This window comes from Ferroacidibacillus organovorans (assembly GCF_001642725.1).
GTDB classification, from domain to species: Bacteria; Bacillota; Bacilli; order Alicyclobacillales; family SLC66; genus Ferroacidibacillus; species Ferroacidibacillus organovorans.
Window position 1 is genome coordinate 1 of the sequence record NZ_LSUQ01000011.1, and the last position, 21,314, is coordinate 21,314.

General features: G+C 54.3%; 24 protein-coding genes. 3 read left to right on the plus strand and 21 right to left on the minus strand.

Going from position 1 to position 21,314, the window contains the following annotated elements:
• Both queG and rnhA read right to left on the minus strand, forming a co-directional pair.
• The coding region (gene queG / locus AYW79_RS05575; protein ID WP_067562877.1) for a tRNA epoxyqueuosine(34) reductase QueG at positions 1-1,046 on the minus strand (1,046 nt) is incomplete at its 3' end.
• Positions 1,047-1,071: 25 nt separating this feature from the next.
• A complete protein-coding gene (rnhA, locus tag AYW79_RS05580; protein ID WP_067562881.1) occupies positions 1,072-1,524 on the minus strand; it encodes a ribonuclease HI in 453 nt (150 codons plus the stop codon).
• 159 nt (positions 1,525-1,683) lie between these two features.
• Between rnhA and AYW79_RS05585 the strand changes: the two genes are divergently transcribed.
• A complete protein-coding gene (locus tag AYW79_RS05585; protein WP_067562884.1) occupies positions 1,684-2,451 on the plus strand; it encodes a polysaccharide deacetylase family protein in 768 nt (255 codons plus the stop codon).
• Positions 2,452-2,489: 38 nt separating this feature from the next.
• On the opposite strand, the gene AYW79_RS05590 is transcribed toward AYW79_RS05585, so the two are convergent.
• From AYW79_RS05590 to bioA, 13 genes are all read right to left on the minus strand, one after another.
• A complete protein-coding gene (locus tag AYW79_RS05590; protein WP_067562888.1) occupies positions 2,490-2,672 on the minus strand; it encodes a hypothetical protein in 183 nt (60 codons plus the stop codon).
• Positions 2,669-3,895, minus strand: a complete 1,227-nt coding sequence (locus tag AYW79_RS05595) for a GerAB/ArcD/ProY family transporter (RefSeq protein ID WP_067562891.1) — start codon at positions 3,893-3,895, stop codon at positions 2,669-2,671. The genes AYW79_RS05590 and AYW79_RS05595 overlap by 4 nt, the downstream gene beginning before the upstream one ends.
• Complete coding sequence (locus tag AYW79_RS05600) at positions 3,892-5,829, minus strand: spore germination protein (RefSeq protein ID WP_067562893.1); 1,938 nt, start codon at positions 5,827-5,829, stop codon at positions 3,892-3,894. Before AYW79_RS05600 ends, AYW79_RS05595 begins: the two co-directional genes overlap by 4 nt.
• A 75-nt stretch (positions 5,830-5,904) precedes the next feature.
• Entirely contained in the window at positions 5,905-7,221 is a 1,317-nt protein-coding gene (locus tag AYW79_RS05605) for an NRAMP family divalent metal transporter (RefSeq protein WP_231877712.1), read from the minus strand.
• A 165-nt stretch (positions 7,222-7,386) separates the two neighbouring features.
• Entirely contained in the window at positions 7,387-8,028 is a 642-nt protein-coding gene (locus AYW79_RS05610) for a hypothetical protein (RefSeq protein WP_067562900.1), read from the minus strand.
• Positions 8,025-8,747 carry an endonuclease III gene (gene nth / locus AYW79_RS05615; RefSeq protein WP_067562903.1) on the minus strand — a complete coding sequence of 241 codons (723 nt, stop codon included), beginning with the start codon at positions 8,745-8,747 and terminating at the stop codon, positions 8,025-8,027. The genes AYW79_RS05610 and nth overlap by 4 nt, the downstream gene beginning before the upstream one ends.
• Positions 8,747-10,189 (minus strand): bifunctional metallophosphatase/5'-nucleotidase, encoded by a 1,443-nt coding sequence (locus tag AYW79_RS05620; protein ID WP_067562906.1) that lies wholly within the window; start codon positions 10,187-10,189, stop codon positions 8,747-8,749. The genes nth and AYW79_RS05620 overlap by 1 nt, the downstream gene beginning before the upstream one ends.
• A gap of 6 nt (positions 10,190-10,195) precedes the next feature.
• Positions 10,196-10,771: an HDIG domain-containing metalloprotein gene (locus AYW79_RS05625; RefSeq protein ID WP_079291543.1), complete on the minus strand. Its 576-nt coding sequence runs from the start codon at positions 10,769-10,771 to the stop codon at positions 10,196-10,198.
• 23 nt (positions 10,772-10,794) lie between these two features.
• Positions 10,795-11,502 carry a DUF1054 family protein gene (locus tag AYW79_RS05630; RefSeq protein WP_067952486.1) on the minus strand — a complete coding sequence of 236 codons (708 nt, stop codon included), beginning with the start codon at positions 11,500-11,502 and terminating at the stop codon, positions 10,795-10,797.
• Complete coding sequence (locus tag AYW79_RS05635; RefSeq protein WP_067562913.1) at positions 11,502-11,861, minus strand: hypothetical protein; 360 nt, start codon at positions 11,859-11,861, stop codon at positions 11,502-11,504. The genes AYW79_RS05630 and AYW79_RS05635 overlap by 1 nt, the downstream gene beginning before the upstream one ends.
• Positions 11,862-11,965: 104 nt before the next feature.
• Entirely contained in the window at positions 11,966-12,964 is a 999-nt protein-coding gene (bioB, locus tag AYW79_RS05640) for a biotin synthase BioB (RefSeq protein ID WP_067562917.1), read from the minus strand.
• An 86-nt stretch (positions 12,965-13,050) separates the two neighbouring features.
• The gene (bioD, locus tag AYW79_RS05645) at positions 13,051-13,734 is read right to left on the minus strand and encodes a dethiobiotin synthase (protein ID WP_067562921.1); all 684 of its coding nucleotides are present in this window, start codon (positions 13,732-13,734) and stop codon (positions 13,051-13,053) included.
• A complete protein-coding gene (gene bioA, locus AYW79_RS05650; protein ID WP_067563084.1) occupies positions 13,731-15,080 on the minus strand; it encodes an adenosylmethionine--8-amino-7-oxononanoate transaminase in 1,350 nt (449 codons plus the stop codon). The genes bioD and bioA overlap by 4 nt, the downstream gene beginning before the upstream one ends.
• Before the next feature lie 120 nt (positions 15,081-15,200).
• Here bioA and AYW79_RS05655 point away from each other — a divergent pair, with 120 nt between their 5' ends.
• A complete protein-coding gene (locus AYW79_RS05655) occupies positions 15,201-15,500 on the plus strand; it encodes a Dabb family protein (RefSeq protein ID WP_067562924.1) in 300 nt (99 codons plus the stop codon).
• A 168-nt stretch (positions 15,501-15,668) separates the two neighbouring features.
• Entirely contained in the window at positions 15,669-16,304 is a 636-nt protein-coding gene (locus AYW79_RS05660; protein ID WP_067952488.1) for an RsfA family transcriptional regulator, read from the plus strand.
• Positions 16,305-16,331: 27 nt separating this feature from the next.
• Here the strand turns inward: AYW79_RS05660 and AYW79_RS05665 are convergent, their stop codons facing one another.
• The 6 genes from AYW79_RS05665 to AYW79_RS05690 form a co-directional block, all read right to left on the minus strand.
• Positions 16,332-16,913, minus strand: a complete 582-nt coding sequence (locus tag AYW79_RS05665) for a DUF402 domain-containing protein (protein WP_179123157.1) — start codon at positions 16,911-16,913, stop codon at positions 16,332-16,334.
• A 29-nt stretch (positions 16,914-16,942) separates the two neighbouring features.
• Positions 16,943-18,046, minus strand: a complete 1,104-nt coding sequence (ytvI, locus tag AYW79_RS05670) for a sporulation integral membrane protein YtvI (RefSeq protein WP_231877714.1) — start codon at positions 18,044-18,046, stop codon at positions 16,943-16,945.
• A 71-nt stretch (positions 18,047-18,117) separates the two neighbouring features.
• Entirely contained in the window at positions 18,118-19,617 is a 1,500-nt protein-coding gene (locus AYW79_RS05675; protein WP_067562934.1) for a sensor histidine kinase, read from the minus strand.
• On the minus strand, positions 19,607-20,311 hold the full coding sequence (locus tag AYW79_RS05680) for a response regulator transcription factor (RefSeq protein ID WP_067562937.1): 705 nt from the start codon (positions 20,309-20,311) through the stop codon (positions 19,607-19,609). The genes AYW79_RS05675 and AYW79_RS05680 overlap by 11 nt, the downstream gene beginning before the upstream one ends.
• Before the next feature lie 58 nt (positions 20,312-20,369).
• Positions 20,370-20,555 (minus strand): hypothetical protein, encoded by a 186-nt coding sequence (locus tag AYW79_RS05685; protein ID WP_067952490.1) that lies wholly within the window; start codon positions 20,553-20,555, stop codon positions 20,370-20,372.
• Positions 20,556-20,571: 16 nt separating this feature from the next.
• Entirely contained in the window at positions 20,572-21,264 is a 693-nt protein-coding gene (locus tag AYW79_RS05690; RefSeq protein WP_067562964.1) for a FadR/GntR family transcriptional regulator, read from the minus strand.
• Between the last annotated feature and the right edge of the window lie 50 nt (positions 21,265-21,314).

The following is a 21,314-nucleotide window of genomic DNA, read 5'->3' on the forward strand; positions in this document are numbered from 1 at the left end:
ATCTGCGCGAGTGCCCATGCACTCATCGCGCGCAGTTCCGGTCGCGCGTGCGCGAGATAGGTGACGAGCACAGGAATCGCCTCGACACTTCGCGCATTTCCGAGCGCCACGATTGCGTTTCTGCGCCAGATCGCAGGACCTCGCCACGCAGCCGCCGTATGTCCGATGCGCTTCATCAGCGCGCGGTTTGAGAGTGTGAGGATTTCAAGCAGATCGGGATAGGCAAGCGGTGTAACGGGTGGACCAAACGTCGACGGCGCAGCACGATCTTCGTTTCGTGGACATACGGTCTGACACGTGTCACACCCCCAGACTCGACGGCCGAGGGACGCACGAAACTCCGGCGGGACAATCCCGTGTTCCTGTGTGATGTAAGAGAGGCAGCGCTTCGCGTCAAGTGTGTATGGCGCAATCAAGGCGCCTGTGGGGCACGCTGTCAGACAGAGATCACATGTGCCACACACCTCTGTCCCCCACGGAAGGGCTCCATGCAGCGCATCCGCTCCCTCAACGCGCAGATCGGTCAACAGCACACCCAAAAACACATACGTTCCATACGTTTTCGTAATCAGCATTCCGCTTTTTCCAATGGCGCCAAGCCCTGCGGCGGTCGCGTACGCGCGATCGACCAGCGGCGATGTGTCGACACAGGGAAGAAATTGTGCAGGCCTCGCTGCGCACGTTTCCAATAGCGCAGAAAACCGCGACAATACATCCTTGAGCACGCGATGGTAGTCTGTGCGTTGCGCATAGACCGAAACGGCGCCGTGACGACGTCCGGTCGGATGCCGTAAAGACTCGGATGCGGTGTGATACGGAAGCGCGATTGCAATCGCCGTTTGCACGGCCGGCATCAGTGCGCGCGGATCGAGGCGCAGTTCCGAGAAAGGGTGCTCAAACCCCGAATCCCGCTGTTCATCATAGTATCGCCTTAAAACAGGTTCGAGTTCGTCGAGGCGGCGCGCTGACACAACACCGACAAGGTCTAGTCCGAGTGCAGCAGCCGCTAGATCGAGTTGTTCTTTCGTCACATCATAGTGATCCATCGCTCGCTCACCTAATTGCACGCCGTCACTCCGCGCGCTTTTTTCCGCCTACCGCCGCGCGCGCAAGTGCGTCACACCGCTCGTTGTATGCGTGGCCACTGTGCCCTTTGACTTTGACGAACGTAACGTGGTGTACATCAAGCAAAGGCAGCAACTGTTCCCACAAGTCACGGTTTTTGACGGCCTCCTTCTTGCTGTTCACCCAACCATTTTTTCGCCACTTTACATACCACTTCTCGTTGATGCAGTTGATAAGATAAGCTGAATCGCTGTGCAGCGCAACCTCGCACGGTTTTTTAAGCGCCTTTAGCCCTTCCACGGCGGCGAGAATCTCCATGCGCTGATTCGTCGTCTCAGCCTCCCCGCCAGATAACTCTCTCTCTTTTGCGCCGTTTACCAAAATCGCTGACCAGCCACCTGGCCCGGGATTTCCGCTGCACGCCCCATCCGTATAAAGTTCAACGTGAACTTGTGACATCTCCATCATCCTTTTCATCCCAGTACGAAAGATCGAGCCCCAAGTGACGCATACTATCTTTGCTTTTAGCGTTTTAAACAAAGGAGCATTTCCCATGCGGCGATTCGACCAATACCCTATGTTTCTCTATTGTACCACCGCGCACTGTGGCGGTCGTCTATGAATCCACTCGCGTCCCTCATAATCGCACTGTTACTCCCGTGCCTCTCTCAAATGGACACGTTAAAACCTGATATCTGGGGCGGTGGTGTCTCACGCATTCCCGCTTCCGGTCAACAACTCTGGGAAGAGCGGGCTCCCCATCAAGTCTTTTTTCACGTGAAGACCACGAAGCGCATTGTAGCCCTCACCTTTGATGACGGCCCTCACCCATCCTATACGCCAGCCATTCTCGCAGTCCTTCACGCTCATCACGCCCACGGGACCTTTTTCGTTGTCGGAAATGAGGTTAAACACTATCCGCACATCTTGCGCGAAATCATACGTGACGGAAATGAACTCGGCAATCACACATCCAATCACCCAAAACTCAGCCAGCTCACGGAAAAGGAAATTCGTTCATGTGACGAGTTGATTGAAGATGTGACAGGCTTTCGTCCTGTCTTATTGCGCCCCCCCGGCGGACACATCAGTGATCGTCTGCTCACACTCAGTCGAAAAACAGGCCATGTTTTGATCATGTGGACATGGGATGTCGACGCCAAAGACTGGATGAAGCCAGGCATTCGGACAATCGTGCAAAAAATCGTGGATCACGTCGATCCAGGGGATATCATCATTCTGCACGACGGCGGAGGTAAGCGCTCGCAGACGGTTGAGGCGTTGCCAATCATCCTGTCTGATTTGGCGCGCCGCGGCTACGCGTGCGTTTCTGTCAGTGAGTTGTTTCGCCAGACGCACATTCAACGCGAAGGTCCCCAAAAATAAAGAAACCACCCCCTTTGCCAAGGTGGAAGTCCCGTGCGTTACAACAAAACGCGCATCGTAAAGTAGCCGATGGAAAAACCCGCGCCAAGGAGCGCCAAAAGCCCACTCCCGACCGCGGCGAGTCGGTTTCGTCTCTTCCAATACCAAATCGTCACATTCACGGTATAGATCGCAATAAGAATAGGAACCGCGATGGATAAAACAAATTCAAACACACTCATCGCAAGACCCCCTTTCGAAAGCCAGAGCGTGCACGCGCTGTCCCAGATTCACGGCTCTCCTCATCACCTTTTCCACTTCCACGCTTTTTTTTCCGATGTCGGCGGGATTTGATCCACTGAATGAACCGCGCGATCAAGGCTAAGCCAACCGGAAGCGCGAGTGTCACGATCCAACTGTACTTCTCAAAATAATTTGCATAGAGCATCTGAACCGTGGGCAAGTCGGGCGGTAAAAACGCGAGAACATAAATCAAGACGATGAACATCGGAAGCAGCGGGCGGTAAAGCGGCATGCGAAACGCATGCGCATAGAGATACCCTGTAAGCCATAACCCGAATCCCAATTTGATGACCGCGGCAGAGATCCATAAAAACACAAAAACAGACTCCAAACGTTGAACGTAGCGCCCCACGTAGATGACACGCGCGAGTTGGTACATGGGAAAGGGGACCGTTCCAGTCACTGCCGACGCAAACGTGCCGATAAAAACCAGGAGAACGACTGACATGATCACGGCCGAAAAGGAGATACTCATGATGCCCACGCGCAACGTGTGCTTGTGATTGCGCAGCGTCGCCGCGAGAATCATTATAAGTAAAAGCTGCGGAAATTCCCCAGTGTTGCGAAAGCCGCTTTTCGCGAGTGCGAGCGGGCCGTTGCCAAGGATGGGAAAAAGCAGTTCGCGCCGAAACCACGTCATCGGCAAGAGCGTCAACACAATAAGCCCCACCAGCATGACACCGCCGAGCAAGATAGAGACGCGTGTAAGCCCTTCATAGCCCGCCATCGCATAGTAGAATACGGTCAGTAGCAACAAGAGAATAATGATCGAAGTCGGCGTCGCCGGAAGCACGGTCGTAATGATTGTCTCTGAGAACTCGCGCGCATTCAGCGCCGTCTGTAGCAAGAAATAGCAGGATAGCGCCAGTGCGAGTGGCATCGTAAGATAAGGGGTCAGTGTTTCATCCAGCGATTCAAGCCAGTTCCGTTTTGCGACAGAACGCTGCAATAGAAACACGACGAAAAGCGCCGCAAGCATGAGAACTGCGCTTAAAAGTGGGGTAAAAAATGCGCCTTGTGCACTGTGTTCAGCCAACCGGGATGGAAAACTGAGGAAGATATCGGTTGATCCATACACAGTGAGCAGCGCGGCCAGTTCGACAGTACCCACCCGCCCCGTTCGCAACACGACCCCTTTTCCGTCGGTTGATTGATCGCTCATTTCTTGACCCGCCCCCTCCGTCCCCACCCGCGGCGCGCACGCTTCGCTTCTTCTGAGTCGGCGACGCGCGGATCAAACCCGCGCGTAACCTCCGCCTCTTTTCTCGTGCGCAGTGGCCAGTACGCGTTCGGTCGCTGCTCCATCTTGAAGATTTTCCCGCGCAGCAGGCTGTCAGGAGATGAGGTGCGCCGCGGGGCAATCGGGCTCATGATGGGCACCCCCAGACTGCGAACCGTCACCATATGCATGAGCAGAATCATAAGCCCAAGCGCGATCCCATAGAATCCAAACGCGGCTCCGGCCACGATGAATCCAAATCTCAGGAGTCGCACGCTAAAGGAGAGGTTGTAATTTGGCATGGTGAATGATGCGAGCGCGGTAACCGCCACCACGATGATCAGAAGTGGACTGATGATCCCCGCCGCGACGGCCGCTTGTCCGAGAATCAAGGCGCCGACAATGCCGATGGTTGGACCGATAATCGTGGGGATGCGAATCCCCGCCTCGCGAATCAGCTCGATCGAAAATTCCATAAGAACCACTTCTAGCACGACGGGAAATGGGACGCGTTCACGCGATGCGGCGATGGCCAGCATGAGGTCGGTCGGAATCATCTCTGGGTGAAAGTTTGTCACTGCGATGTAAAAGGATGGCAAGAGGAGCGCTATCGTGAGCGAAATCAGTCGGATGACCCGAATAAAGGAGCCGAATGGCCAGCGCAAATACGCGTCTTCCGATGTTTGCAAAAGCGTCCAAAAGAGTACAGGCGCGAGCAGCGCAAATGTGCTGTGTCCGACAAAGATCGCCACCTGACCCTCCGACAGGCCGTACGCAACGCGATCAGGTCGCTCTGTCGATAAAAACTTCGGAAAAAAACTGATCGGCCCATCTTCCAGGAACTGCTCCAACATCCCGCTGTCTGGAAGATAGTCGATCTCAATCCCCATGATCCGTTTTTTGATCTCGGTCACGAGTTTGGGATTCGTTACGCCATCCATATACATGATCGCGACATCCGTGCTCGCAAGCGTCCCGATCTGCAACATCTCTGTGACGAGTCTTGGTGAGCGCAGTTTTGCGCGCACGAGTCCTGTATTCGCGCGAAAGCTCTCCGTAAACGCATCGTGCGGACCGCGCACCACTGCTTCTGATTGGGAGAGTCCAACGGTGCGATGCTCCCAGCCTTTGGTTTCTACCGAAAGCACCGCGCTGATTCCGTCAAAAAAGAGGACCGTACTGCCTGCGAGAATGTTTTCGGATGCTTCTTTCCATGTCTTAAACGCGACCGCTTGATTTCCCGGCACGAGCGCCTGTTTGATATGGTCGAGCCACTGCCCTCTTGGCGTCTGGTGATCGAGATTGGTCAAATACATGAGCGGTTCGAGAATATGGGTATTGATGATCGTTTTATCTGCCAATCCATCGACAAAAACGGCGATCGCTCGAAACGGATGATCCCCGCCGATGGAAAAATCGCGAATGACAATATCCGCATTTCGCGGCAAGCGAAACAGTCGCGTGAGGATTCGTCGATTGGTCGCCAAATCGTATTGAATCGCTTTTGGAATTGGACCCTGAAACGAGAGTGTTTCTCCGGTCGTCCGACGAATTGCGCGCGTCGCCAACTCTTCAAACGAGATGGGGCGAACCGCTGTCTGAAACGTTCGCTCGCTCGTGTACACATCGCGCGAAGTGAGCGCGCGATCTTCCCGTTTGTCTGAGATCTCTACGTCGCTTTCATAGTTTGCAGACTGTTGCGATTCGCGAATGTTCACCTTTGCGCGGAGCAACCGCAGCCTTGAATACGGTACGTCGCGGCGGTGGTTGCGGCGCTTTCCTGAAGTTTTTCGTTGATCTTCAGGTGTAAGTACAAACGCCTCGTCCATCACTGAGTCATCGACCGTGAGAAGTCGTGTAAAGCGGCTCCAATCCATGCGCGACCCCCCACCAGAAATCCTCGTGATCCTTCTCAACCGAGTATTTCCAAGTGGAGGTATCGTATGCGCCTGCTAGAAGAGGAGTTGCCCGAGCAGCGCCGCCGACAGCCCGATCAAGGCAAGCGCAATCGTCCACGAGATGGTCTTGCCAAACGTCCCGTTTCGATACGCCCCCATCACCGCCTCATTGCTCGTCAGACGAATGAGGAAGATGAGCGTCGGCGCAATCAAGACGCCCCCTGCGACTTGCGCGAGCACCGCCGTGAAATTGAGTGGAAGATGCGGGATCAAAATGGCGCCTGCCGCCAGCGCCAGGCTGCCGATGTACACAGCGTAAAACCGCGGGGCAGCCGCAAGTTTGTCGTTGAGACTGCGCGCCCAGCCAAGCGTCTCCGCGATCGTCCAGGAGGAGGACAGGGAGATCGTGATGGATGCGAGAAAGCCCGCATTAAAGAGGCCGAAGCCAAAGAGAATGGCGGAAAAGCGACCTGCGACGTGGGCGAGCGCTAGTATGAGAAGCGCGGGCGACGCGCTTGCGATCGATGTGACGTGCTGATAGAGCACTGCGCCGCAGATCATGATGGCCGCCGCGATGATGACCTGGATGATACTTCCAAGCGCTGTGTCGATGCGCGCCAGTTTCAGGTGACGGATCTCCACGCCTTTATCGATGACTGCGCTGCCCTGAAAAAAGATCATCCAGGGCGCGAGCGCGTTGCCAACCGTCGCGATGACAAACCACAGCACACTTGCGTGGGGCACAGGCATTGACCAGTGAAAGAGCGCATTGGCGAGCGTGGCGCCATTTGGATGGGTGAGGATGGCCACGATCAAAAACACGATGTTGAGCGCGCCAACGAGCAGAGCGAGTCGCTCTTTGGTGAAATAGCCGGTAAAGATAGCGATGGCTACGACGAGCAAAAAACTCACCCCATCCGCAAGCGTGAGTGGCCAGCCAAGCAGCGTGAGTCCCGCTGTCATTCCGATGAACTCGGTCATGAGCGTCAAGAGATTCAAAATGAGCAGTGTCACCATCTGAAACCGCCCGAACCCTTTTCCGAAGTGGATGTATACGAGTTTCGCGAATCCCTGTTTTGTCACGGCGCCAAGCCGCACGGTCATCTCCTGAATGGTATACGTGACAATCGAGAGGCATAATACGAGTGGAATAAAAAAGCTCAGTCCAAACGTGGCTCCCGTTACGGCGTAGGATACGACACCGCCCGCGTCATTGTCGCCAATCATGGCGAGAAGCCCCGGGCCCATCAAAAGCCAAAAGGCCATCGACCATGCGCGCAACCTCCGCGTCCACGTCTTGCTCTCACAAAGTGTCACTGGGTCATTTGCGATTTCTTGTTCGACGGAGGCGGAACGTGTGCGATTGTTCAAGCCGTGTTCCCCCTTCTCCATACGCAACTCAGCATATGAACAGGGGCGAGGCTTTGTGCACAGCGAACATGTGGTGACGCAGAAGGATTTTCAGGAGAACACTTGGGCAATCCTCAATGCTCGAAATGGTGTGTCGCGCACTGCAAGCTGTGATTCTGTGGTGTTCTACGTGATTGCTCCACGTTCAGTTACAGGTGAGCGTATGGACGAGATGTCAAAGACAACTTCCTCACCTGTCGGATCACCGTCTGGGCTGTTCAACTTCTTAAACACAAAACGCTGCGAAGCTAGATCGTCTGGGAGTGCAGGGGAAACCGCAAATGCGAAACTGTAGTGGTGTGCAGATCCACCGCCACCCGAATTCACGGCGGCATACGGTGCACCCACTTCCAATTCGAAGAAAGGATGGGGCAGGCGTTTATGAATTTCTACATTTGGCATCGATTCGTAGTCAAGGAGGAGTTGTACCACGCTGGCATTTTGATATTGACGGATGAATGAGAGCGTATACATCACCCCGTCGCGCTCAAGCGAGCGGAGAATGGGGATATACTTGCGGAAGTTTTCCGGCTGGATTCGCGGACGGAAACTCGACGGACGGCGCGCAACTGCAAAAATAGAGTGCAAGTAATCCTCATACAGATCGTATTTCTCGGACCACGCGGTAATCTTTTCCGGTGACGGCAACAACGCCGGTTCACCTGACAGCTCTTTTCTCTGCTTGAGCAGCGCACAGATCTGCTCGTCAATTGACGCCATGCGCTCATCATCGTAGCTTGGCCAGCGCTCGCTCGGCATGCGGTTCATCCTAAATCATCCCCCAATCCTTTGCGACTGTCACGCACCGTGCTCTGCTCACGCGCGCGTTTGCGCTTCTGTCGCTTTGCACTCTCACGAAAGGTCCTGCACGATACTGCGAGTTCGCAGCGACTGCACTGCGGTTGCCGGGCGTTGCACACGCGCCTGCCGTGGAAAATCAGCCAGTGGTGCGCTTGCGTCCACTGCGCCTTCGGAATCCGCCGCATCAGTTGCTGCTCTGTCTCATGCACATCGTCGCTGTCTGCGAGCCCCAATCGATTCGAGACGCGCTGTACGTGCGTATCAACCGCGATCGCCGGGACCCCGAAGGCGTTTGACAGCACAACATTCGCTGTTTTGCGCCCAACGCCCGGAAGTGCGACCAGCGTCTCCATCGTGTTGGGAACCTCGCCTCCGTGCTCGTCGCTGATACGCCTGCTCGTCTCGACGATGTTTTTCGCCTTCATCTTGTAGAGTCCACACTGCGCGATCAAGCGCTCCACATCTTCGAGCGACGCTTTTGCCATCGCCCCAGGTGTCGGATAGTGTTCGAACAACTCCGGCGTGATCATGTTTACGCGCTTATCCGTGCACTGCGCAGAGAGAATCGTCGCAATCAAGAGCTCGTAAGGATTGCGGTGATCGAGTTCACAATGCGCATCCGGGTAAAGATCCTCGAGTGTACGCAAGATCGTCCCCACCGGCACGCGCGGCAGCGTATTCGCCATTACACGTCCTCCTTTCCTGTCGCGCAATCAACATACACGCGGGGTACGCGCGCGGCTTCAACCGCGCTTTCTTGCGCGAATGCCCGTTCGAGGAGTTCCCGCATCATTGGACGCGTATAAACGTATCGCGCAGGATTCAGGTGCGTATAGACAGGAGAGAGCGCCAAGTACTCACAGATCGCCGCCGTTATGGTTTCATCCATTTGCAGTGCGCGGCCGTCTTTTCTTATTTCGAGAATGCGCACCCGACCACCTTCGACCGACCCATCGGATTCCGCCAAAACCTCCACACCTGACACGTGGATTCTCCCAATGTAGTAACCGCGAAACCCGAATCCGAATCCGCGTTTCGAGATCGTTTCCATTGCTAATCCCGCTTCAATGAAGGTGCACAATGTAGCGACATCCATCTCTAAAAGCACCGCGCGCATCGGCGTCCCGCAAATCGCCAGGAGATCGCGGCGCGCAATCTCGCCATCGCGCAGACTGGCCGAGATCACTCCGCCATTTAACAACGCCACATCTGTCACAAACTCGCGACGCATTTGATCACACAGCAAATTGACGATGTGGGACTCACCGAACTGGGCGTGGCATAGCGGCTCTCGCAGATACCCGACGACTTTGTCCAACTCGCGACGCGCCTCTTTTGCAAATAAAGCAGTCTCGCGAACGATTCGCGGATCTTGCAGCGTCCGACGATCCGTATAGATAAGCTGTGAGGTGACATTCACCACACGTTTGCCTTCTAGACAAACTACCGTGTGCCCATACGCGATCCCCTGTTTCCCCGCCTGGACAATCCACGTATCGCCACGCTTGACGCTCGCCTGAAGAAAATGGTGCGTGTGCCCCCCCACGATCAAATCAACGGGTAATCCTTTGTCGGCCAGAGACTGATCAACCGCCAGGCCCAAATGGGAAAGCATAATGACCACGTCAGCGCCGCGTTGACGCAATGAGGCACTGACGCGCCAGGCCGTTTCGTATGCGTCAAACGCATCCACACCAAGCGCTTCCATGATCGCGCGATAAAAAACGGTAACCCCAAAAACGCCAAATTTCATCCCATTCACGTCATACAATCGACCTTGGGGAAACGAAACGATACGGTCCGGGAATGTCATGTTTGAACAAAAAACGGGCGTCTTCGCCGCGCGCAAATACGCGTGAAGATGCTCCTTCTCAAGTGTCAGCGTCTCATTGTTCCCAAGCACCATGCCGTCATACTGAACAGCGCGCAAGATCGCCGCATTCACGCGCCCGCGTGTCGCGTCACTCAGCGGGTGGATGCGGTCGAGATGATCCCCTATCTCAAACGTGAGAACGGCGTCTCCCTGGGCGCGCAGCGCCCGGCGAAGTGACGTGAGCGATGCAGTCAAACGCGCGTACATTGCGAGATCGCTGTGCACATCGTTCGTATGAAGCACATGCAGATTCATCGCGCCTCACACCGAAACGCCACGCAGCTCCAATTCATCTGCGGCTGCTTGCAACGCGTGAATGACAAACTCGATGTGCTCATCAAGCGATCGACCAAGTTCCTCCGCCCCCTGGTACACATCCTCACGCGATACACCTTTAGCAAACGCCTTATCTTTCAGCTTCTTCTTCACACTCGCCACATCGACATCCATTACGCTCTTCGTCGGTCGAACAAGCGCGACGGCTGTCACAAATCCGGAAATCTCGTCACACGCAAAAAGCGCGTGATCAAGACGCGTCTTTCTTCGCTCGCCCGTACGATCCGCGTGACCAGCGATCGCTTCGATCACATGCTCGGGATACAAAAGCTCGCGAAGAATGGCGCCACCGACTACCGTGTGTTCCTCCAGGCTAGGATACCGCTCATAGTCAAAATCATGGAGCAGACCGACGACGCCCCACTCCTCTTCGTCTTCACCGTAGAATTTTGCGTATGCACGCATCGATGCTTCCACCGCCAACGCGTGTTTGATAAGCCCTTTATTTTCTGTATACTCACGCAACAAAGCGTATGCTTTTTCTCGATTCCGATAATCCAACACTGTGACTCCCTTTCCGTCATTTATACGCTGCCTGTGGCCGCAACAGAAGATCCCGCACGCCTTAAACTGAGATCTGCCAGTGGGTACAATCGGCAGAGTTTCTGCAGCGTCTCGTCAAACTCATCGAGAAGCGCGCTTGCCGAGAGCGATTGGACATACGCTTTCGACCATTCCCGACCGAACAGGAGATCCCCGCGTTTCACCGAAGCCGAACGCGCCACCAACTGCTCATACGCATCGTCTGTCAGCGTCTCAAGAGCAACTCCCGACGGAGTCATGTGGTCCTTATACACAAGGAAATCGGGAGGAAGAAGTGTGCGCGTCATTTCCAAGTTTTCGAGGACAAGGTTCGCAAATGCCGCCTTATATGGTGACTCATAGATAAAGCCGAATTGCAGGAAAACGTGAGATGACCACATCCCGAGCATGAAGGTCGGCCATTTTTTGTATCCGCGTCGATCTTGCGAGAAGGCAACCCACGAGTCTTTGGGTGGGTTGGTCTTTCGGCGCGCGTGCTTGGCGACATGCACAAACACGGAACGCTCAAGTTGTGTGGCTAAACGATTGGAAAAGTGTTCACCGAGTTGTTCCAGTTTCGGACGCAACTGCGTGCGCAGCGCATCCATGCGCGGTTCGAGACCCGGAATCGTAAAGACTGCAAAATCAGCCTCTTCAAACCCAAGGAACCCTACATTTTGAATATGGACGTCCTTGAATTGCGTCGCCATTACGCGTTGACCCACTCCTGCAAAATGGATTCCGTGTCCATCTTGAATTTTGAATTCGGAAACACCGCGTCACATCCGGCCGTCTTCGCGCGCGCCAGCAAATCTTTTTGAACGTGCGGTCCAAACGCCACAACATGTGCGCCGCTTCTTTTGGCGAGACTCACCATGTGTTCAAGCTCTCCCCCAACCGACGAAAGATCAAGTACGACCAACGCTGGCGCCACTTGCGTCAATTTCTGCTCATAATCTTCTTGTTGCTTCACAACTGTTACCACATCATCGTCGCGGCCTGCCGCTTCACGCAACTGCACGGAGAACATCAAGTCAGGAACAAACGCCAAAATCGCTTTTCCCGCCATCAGCCGTCCCTCCTCATCTCTACCTGTCTTCGACGAGAGATAGGGGCACGCGTTCATGCGCCCCCTATCCACCTACCATTTTCAGTAGTGTATCACACTCCTCTTTAAAGTGCGCACTCCTCAATCTCAAAACCCAAATCCTCAATCATCTTCCAATCGGCGACAGGCTCTTGGCCTCCCGTCGTCAGATAATCCCCCACAAAGATCGAGTTTGCCGCATACAAGGAAAGCGGCTGTAGGCTGCGCAGGTTGATTTCGCGACCACCCGACACGCGAATTTCTTTAGTGGGATTGACAAAGCGAAACATCGCCAGCACCTTCAGACAGTAGCGCGGATCGAGAACGCGCATTCCTTCAAGCGGTGTTCCGTCAATCGGGTTGAGGAAATTGACCGGAATGGAATCGACATCGAGATCCTGCAGTTCAAAAGCGACATCAACCACATCCTCCTCCGTTTCCCCCATGCCGACAATGATGCCAGAACACGGCGACATGCCAGCCGTCTTCACGTGTTCGATCGTATCGACACGATCCTCATACGCATGGGTCGAACAAATGCGATCGTAGTGACCTTCGCTCGTGTTCAGATTGTGGTTGAAGCGGTGCACACCCGCGTCTGCCAGCGTGTCTGCGTCTTCTTGAGTGATCAGACCCATGCAGCAGCAAATCTTCAGTTGCGTATGCGACGTAATCTCGCGAACGGCATCTGCGACTTCATTTACTTCGCGCTTTGACGGGCGGCGTCCGGACATGACAATGCAGTAGGTCCCTGCTTTGCGTCTCGCCGCTTCCTTTGCACCGTTTAGAATTTGTTCGCGATCGAGCAGCGAATACTTTTCGACAGGCGCAGAAGACACGATTGACTGCGAACAATAGCCACAGTCTTCCGGGCACATCCCGCTCTTGGCGTTGATGATCATGTTCAACTTGACTTTGTTTCCAAAGTGGTGGCGGCGAATCTCATAGGCAGCCGAGAGCAGTTCGAGCAATTGCGCGTCAGGCGTTTGCAAAAGCGTGAGCGCCTCTTCCTTGCCAATCGCCTTCCCTGCGACGACCTGCTTTGCCAAACTATGGAAATTGCGGGTCATTTCTTGAATCGACATCCTTATTACCTCCTAAAAATCGATTGGGATGGCCTAGCACGGCTGCGTGTCACACTTCTTGATTTCAAAATGAAGAGCGGTTCACGTCACGCAAAGGCGATTGCCGGATTCCACTGGCGCCGAACCATGTCGGTCGCACGCGCGAGATCCAACGGTTCAAGGCGGGGAAGCACCGCGACGACCGGGCATTTTGCATACTGTTCAATCATGGGGAGGTTTGCCCAGGCGAGATCCGCTTCATCTTCTGGCATGCCAGAAACGATAACGCCTACCACATCAATCCCCCGCGCGCGCGCGTGCGCGACCGTTAGCGCCGTGTGATTGACCGTTCCTAGCCCCGCGCGCGCCACCACCAGCGCACGCGCGTGAAGTTCGCACGCCAGATCGCAAACGGTAAACCCGTCAAGAAGCGGAGCCAAGAGTCCGCCCGCCCCTTCCACGATTGTATTCGCGTGCGTCGCAAGATAGGTTCTCGCGTGCGCCAAAAGTTCCGCTCGACTCAACTCTATACCCGCCCTTGCAAGAGCCAGTCCAGGCGCCAGAGGTTCTTCAATGGCGCGACAGCACATCACTTCAGGCAAATCGAAAACACCCGCAACCGTGCGCAGACGCATGACATCGCCTTCCGGATGCATGAGCGCGTGACCGCTTTGCAGCGGTTTGTAGAGACCAATGTCCATACCCTCTTCGCGCAGGATCCGCCCGAGGATGCCTGTTACTACCGTCTTTCCGACTTCGGTATCGGTCGCCGTCACGAGAAGAACACTCACCGCAAATGCCCTCCCATGCGCTCGCGCGTTTCCTCTTTAATCGAGCGGTACAGGATGTCGAGCATCGCGCCCGCCTGTTCCTTTGTGACAATGAGCGGTGGAATGAACAGACACACCGATCCGAGCGGTCGCATGATCATGCCATTTTCACGACAGCGATTACCCACGTGCCAGCCAATCCGCTCTTCAAACGCAAACGGCTCGCGCGTTGCGCGATCGCGAACGAGCTCGATCCCTACAAACAGACCCTTTTGGCGAATGTCTCCGACAGCTGGCAGATCCCAAAACTGCTGTAAACGCCCTGCGACATACGAGGCGACATCCTGAACGTGCTCAATCACCCGCTCTTCTTTAAACAAGCGCAAGTTTTCGAGTGCAACCGCGCATCCAAGCTGATTACCCGTAAACGTGTGCCCGTGATAGAACGTCTTGTTCGAGTCATACGTACCGAGAAACGCTTCATAGATTTCATCTGTCGCTAAAGCAGCCGCTACCGGAAGATACCCACCTGTCAGTCCTTTTCCAATCGTCATCAGATCCGGTTCCACACCATCGTGGTCGCTCGCAAACATCTCGCCTGTGCGGCCAAACCCTGTCGCGACCTCATCAACGATCAAGAGAACGTCGTTTTTCTTACACAGCGCCTCAATCTCGCGCAGATAGTCGTCAGGCATTGGAATGATCCCGCTGCTACCCTGCACTGGCTCAAGAATGACGCCTGCAATCCTATCCGCCTTTTCGGCGAGCAACGTCTTCAGTTCTTCCATGCACGCGTGTGCACAGGTCAATGGCGAGAGGCCGAGCGGACAGCGATAACAGTACGGGTACGGCACTTCGAACGTTTCAAAAAGCATGTCACGGTACGTCTCGTGAAAGCGTTCCATCGCGCCTACACTGACCGCACCGATCGTATCGCCGTGATACGCCTCGACAAACTTGACGAATCGTTTTTTCTCCGGACGTCCTTTTAATTGCCAGTACTGGTAGGCCATCTTGAGTGCGATCTCAACAGCCTCAGCGCCACTGTCGCAAAAAAAGACGTGAGAAAGCCCATCCGGTGCGATGTCAACAATTTGTTCCGCCAAAAGAATCGACGGCACATTCGCATGCCCGAGCAGAGTTGAATGCGAGACCAGCTGAGCCTGTTTGATGATCGCGTCGGTGAGCGCGGGATGCGCGTGTCCGAGCGTGTTCGTCCAGATCGACGCGACACTATCGTAATACGCACGGCCATCGACGTCGTACAGCATAACGCCCTCTCCACGCTCAACGATCAAAGGCTCGTGTTCCTGATAGTCCTGCATCTGTGTAAATGGGTGCCAAACATAGCGAAAATCTTTGTCCATTAAGGTTTGATATCGTTCTGAACGCAACGTGCAAGATCCCCCGTTTCTCCCAGTCTCACCCTATCATAGCATGCTTTGGTCTATAATTAGGACATGTTCTGCAAAGAAAGGAGCATTACGATGATCGAGCACATTGTTCTTCTCGCGTGGAAAGAAGGTACACCGCACGCTGAACAGGAGCGACTCTTACGCGAATTGTTAGCTTTGAAAGAGCAGATTCCAGGGATTGTATCTGTATCCGGCGGTGAAAATTTTTCCGCGCGCAGCCAAGGGTACCACCACGGATTTCTCGTCACATTCAAAGATCGCGCTAGCCTTGACGCATATGGCCCACACAAGGCGCATCAACGCGTCGTCGCGCAACTACAACCTGTACTTCAAAGCATCCTCGTCCTCGATTTTGAGCGTGCAACCGAGTAATTTGCCTCACACGCATCCTCTCACTCAAAAGCGACTCTCTTTTGCCTGCCAAAAAGAGAGTCGCTTTGACGTCTAGCAACATACCATATCCCATCTGATTCACACTCCATGTATCTTTCTTCCAGAATCAGGACATAAAGAGAATATCAAGCTTTGGAGGGATTCTGAATGGAATTGATGGAGAGATGGGCGTCGCGCTCCGACGCGTGGACTCCAGAGGATGATGTGACACTGGCTGAATTGGTGTTGAAGCATATCCGCGAGGGAAGTACACAACTCGTAGCGTTTGATGAAGCTGCATCACTGCTCGGTCGCACATCGGCCGCCTGTGGCTATCGCTGGAACGGCGTCGTGCGAAGACACTATGAAGACGCCATACGCGAGGCGAAACACATTCGTCGTCGCGCGCTTGAAGAGCGGCGCACGCGGAGGCCGAATCGAACGCAGATCACGCTTGGCGATGAGCACGAGTTCACGCTCGATCTTTTGATTCGCGGGTTGCGCGATTTTGAGCGACGCTACCATGAATTGCACGATGAGATCGAAAAACTCACGCGCGAAAAACAAATGCTCGAAGATCGTTTTTTAATGCAGCAACCTGTGCGCGCCGTAGAGCTTGATCGCGCGCGCGCCACACCGGAGCAAATCGAAGAAGACAGCCGCGCATTGCTTGCCATCATGGAGCGAGCGCGCCGCATACTCGACGCAGAGAGCGATGAAGCAAAACCGCGCTTTCGACTCGATTCGTTTGGCAATGTAGAGCGCATCGAAATGCAAGATTCGTTGCGCGAGGAGCATCCTTAACCACCACAACGCTTCGATGGTTCCGAGTCAGGTCAAAAGTGAAAATACGCCGCGTCGCTGCTTGACGTCCTTAATGGTTCGTTTGAGGTCGGTCTCTACTTGACGACACAATTCTAAAGGATACGAGTAGCGACGCGCATGTAGTGCAAACTCCCCACGGTCAAGTAGCTCGATGTTTCCTTCCCTATCGACAAACACGTCGAGATCCATGTCCACAAAGCTTACGATCCTAAGATCTGGGTTAATCTGCAAGTTCGTATACGCATTGCAATAGAATTGCGGTCCCTCTGGTTGCAGCAGCACCATACTTTGCACGAGTGAGCGCGTCTCAAAACAGGCGAGTACAGGGTATGGCCGCTTCCAGCTCTCTCCGTTACTCTCCACAACGCGTGTCTGCGCGGGAATAAGGAAAGTATGATCCGGCGCATCACGCACTGCACCATGCCACGGCCAGTGTGACACGCGCGACCATATCCGATGTACTGCGCCGTCATACTTTTTGCTGACAAGTTGCCACGACCCACTACGTATGTCATCAGTTTCATCAGATCCTTCGCGCGACCATACGCATGTCTCATAGAGCTCTGCATACGCTCTGCCTACAGACACGTCCATCGTCCTCCCCTCGCAGCGATACGCTACGTCCGCTCCTTTTCGGCCTCTTCTCTTGGTAGAATGCTCGCCGGGAAGAAGTCGTCAAAAATTCGTTCGCGCAAGAGTGAGCGAATCGCAATCATCAAAAGCGGACCGAGCAAGAGTCCGAGGATGCCGAGGCTCGTCAGGCCGACATACATGCCAAACATCGTTGCAAACGTGCCAATTCCCATGTTAGACGCCAACAGTTTGGGTTCAATCGTATGCCGAACCACGGAGGCAACCGCTTGCAGCAGCAAGATTTTGATCGCCAAAATCACTTTCCCCGTCACAAGCGCCCCGACTACCCAAGGAATCGTAATGATGCCTGAACCAACGATTGGAACCCACCCTGTAAGCCCGATCCCGACACCGAGCAGAAGAGCGTATTGAACCCCCATGACAGCAAGACCAATGACACAAATCACGCTGGTTACGCCGATCAGCACCAATTGCGCGCGAAACAGTCCGATGACTGCGCGCCACACATCACCTGCAATCTCTTCTACTTTCGGCCCCCACCCAGGCGGAAGCCATCTTCTCATCCCCTGCAACAGCATCTCGCGCTGCGCCAGGAAAAAATAGGCGGCGACGACGGAAATGACGATGATGACAATCAAATCGGGCAGAAGAGCCACCTCACCGACAAACCCGCTGAGAAGGGTTAACGCGAACTGGCGCGCCTGATCGACCATCGTGTTGACGGTCGTCTGTACAGCTTCCACCATCTTTAGGGGAAGGTGCGCGTATACGGCCATGCCCTGCTCAATCGCGTATTGAGAAACTTGCTTCCACATTCCGAAATAGCGGGGAATTGCAATGGCGAGACTGGTCGCTTCGCCTGCGCCCTGCACGAGCAGAAAAACGATCACGGCGAGCAAGCCGCCGAGCGAAACGACGAGCGCCCCGCTGATCGCGATAGCGCGCGGGAGGAAGGATTCAAAAAATGCCGCAACCGGAAGCAAGACGGCCGCGATGAGAAAGCCAATGACAAACGGCATGATGTAGTTGAGCACATGCGCAAAGACGGAAAGCGCAATGACGAGAAAGAGGAGGGACACGCCTACCTCTGTCAGCTTCATGACATACCTGCGCATCGGTTCTTTCATTTCTTGCACAGCACACCCACTCGCTCTCTGTACAAATCCTATGCTTGTATACCGCATGAAGTCCACGCGATCTATGGAAGCTCAATGGTAAATTTTGCGCCGCCCATACTGCCATTTTCAGCTGTGATCTTCCCGCGATGTTTTTCAACGATGGCGCGAACAATCGAGAGGCCAAGCCCCGTCTCGCCTTTATCTCCGTGAAAGAACCGCTCAAACACCCGTTCGACATCTTTAGTGACAAACCCTTCTCCGTCATCCTCAACAACGATCTTCGCAAACTCTTCTTTGCGCAGTGTGACGATCACGCGCGAGTGCGCATGGCGAATCGCATTTCCGATCAGATTGAGCAGCGCCTGAACAATCTTGTCCGAATCGATGTACGCAAGCACGATGCCTTCTGGCAAGTCTGGAACAATCTGAATCTGTCGCTCGCGAGCGAGTGGATAGGCGCGCTCAATCGTTTTGGTAATGATTTTGGTGAGATTATCATGTGTGAACGTGTATACATCATCCAGTGTTTCCAATTTTGAGAGATAGATAAGCTCATCCACCAACCGCTTCAAGCGCACGCTCTCTGCCGCAATGATATCGAGAATGTGCATCGATTCACTCGGTTCAAAGACGCCATCGCGCAACCCTTCTGCGTAGCCGCGAATCCCTATGAGCGGCGTCTTCAATTCGTGTGACGCATTCTGGAGAAAACGCTTTTGCCCCTCATCAAACGCTTTAAGCGCGTCCACCATGTTATTAAACGCATAGGCAAAGTCCTCCCACTCGTCCCCTGTGTGCACCACTGGGACATGCGTAAAGTCACGCTCCTGAACGCGCATGATCGCTTGTTTCAAGAGGCCCGCTGGCTGCATCAGCGATCTCGCGAGCACGATGCCAACAATTGCCGTGATCAGTGTCGCAATCATCAACCCTTGGGCCACTGCCACCCAAATCTCATAGGTGATCCGCTTCATATCACTGAGCTTCGTAAAAAGCACAAGCACTTTTGTGTTTCGATGTTCAATCGTAAGGTTTGGCATCATGATGCTTGGCGGGAAACCTGGGTGAAGCGACGTGACGGGGACGAGATACGCATAGGAAAATGGTATTGCCACAAACTCAAAGATTGGATTTTGTTGAGGATAAACGCCTGACGCCGTGTGACGGCCCTTTAGCGCCATCGCGACGAGCGTGCTCACGTGTTGAAGCAGTGGGAGATCCGCTGCCGTGAACGTATTCCATACAATGTTCCCATTAGGATCGACGATGATATACTCGCGCTGAACACTTTGAGCAGCGATCGTCACGAGCGCGCGGCTTGTAGGGGGGGTCGCGTGACGATCCTCAAGCGTTTGCCCATATGCGCGAAACTGCTTGATGATCACCTGTCCATCACCGATCAGGTTATTGCGCGTCGAATCGATCACATACTGGGAGATCGAACGATTCGTCAGATAACCTGCGAGCGCAAGAGAGATCATCACAATCACCAGATAGACGACCACCACTTTAATTGCAATCGGCATGCGCATTCGAAGGGAAAACCCGATGCTGCGTCGCCCGCTTAGCTTACCCTTCAAGTTTGTAGCCGTACCCCCAGACCGTGACGATCTCAGCGATCGATTGCGCCTGCGTCAGTTTTCGCCGAAGACGTTTGACCAAATCGTCGATGGCGCGCTCATCACCGATAAAATCGTAGCCCCAAACCTGTGTGAGCAACTGTTCGCGCGTAAATGCGCGGCTTTTATTTTTAATAAAGTAGGCGAGCAGTTCAAATTCTTTGGTAGTAAGGACGAGGTCGCTTCCCGCCGCGATAATACGACGTTCATCATCCCGCAGTTCGAGATCCGCACAAGCGGGATACGTCGCCGTCGCACCGTCTTGCACAGATGCGGCGCGCGCTCCATTCAATCTGCGCAAGACGGTGCGGACGCGCGCGACGAGTTCTCGCGGCGAGAACGGTTTAGAAAGATAATCGTCGGAGCCAAGCTCAAGGCCAAGGACGCGATCCACCTCTTCATCCCGCGCGGAAACCATGATGATCGGAACTTCTGTGCGTGCGCGCAGCCACCGGCAGAGATCGTATCCGCTGGTGCCTGGAAGCATGATGTCAAGGATCACCATATCAGGGAGATTCTCAACAAGAGCTGGCATCGCCGAATCAGCGTTTGCAAAGCAGGTGACCGAAAACCCTTCGCGCAAAAGGTAGCGCTCCATCACGGTTCGCACACTCTCGTCATCGTCTATGACAAAAATTCGCTGTGCGGTCTCCATCGACGCTCACCTCCATAAATCGATCTGTTGCACCAACGGAATCTCTGCGCTTCGTCTTTTACAACAAGCCGCGCTTGCGAAACGCCGCTTTAAGTACAAACCCCATTGCCGCAACGGCAAGTCCAATTCCTAAAAGGACCATGGCCAGCGTAAAATGAGCGTCAATTTGAACAGAGCCCACAGCGAGCAACGTCATCGCACACAGCGAGATGAAAAAAAAGAGAAGTTTTTTCGATTTTGTCAAAATACAGATCACCCTTTCATTTCGCGTTGCGCATCGCATCCATGGCGCGCCTGCGATAAAGTTGAATATGACGTTTTGCCGACTCACCGTCTTGCACGGCGATCGAGTCATAGAGCGCGCGATGAAGCGTAATCATCTCATCGCGAAAGTCTTCATCCATCAACAAGAGGTTCATCACGCCTGTGAGCGGTTGGTAAAGGATGCGCAAAAGGTTCACCGCAACCTCATTTCCCGCACACTCCGAGAGCGTAACGTGAAACTGCCGCTCGCACTCCATCATTCTTCCTGCGTCTTCACGACTCGCCTCCATCATAAAAAGCGTCTCCGAAAGAAATTCGCAGTCTTGACGCCGTCTGCGCTGTGTCGCTTGTTCAACGATGCCGCCTTCAAGCCACATCCCTACTTCAAGCAGCGCGCGTGCGTCAGACGCAGCCAATAGAATTGCGGCGTGAATCGGTCGCAAAAAGGAATCCAGAGAAAACGATTTAACGTAGATTCCATCACCGTGCCGGACCTCGATCAACCCCGCGCCGACGAGGACACTGCACGCTTCGCGAACCACCGCACGCGACACCGCAAACATCGTCGCGAGTTCTTCGAGCGTCGGCAACCGCTGCCCCGGCTGCCACTCACCTCTCATGATCATCGACTCGATCTGGTCTGCTACGCGTACATAGCGCGTTTTAGATAAATTTTGCACATTTGCCATATGCGTATTGTATCGCGTTTGTAGACAAACGGGTATGGTGAACTTTGCTT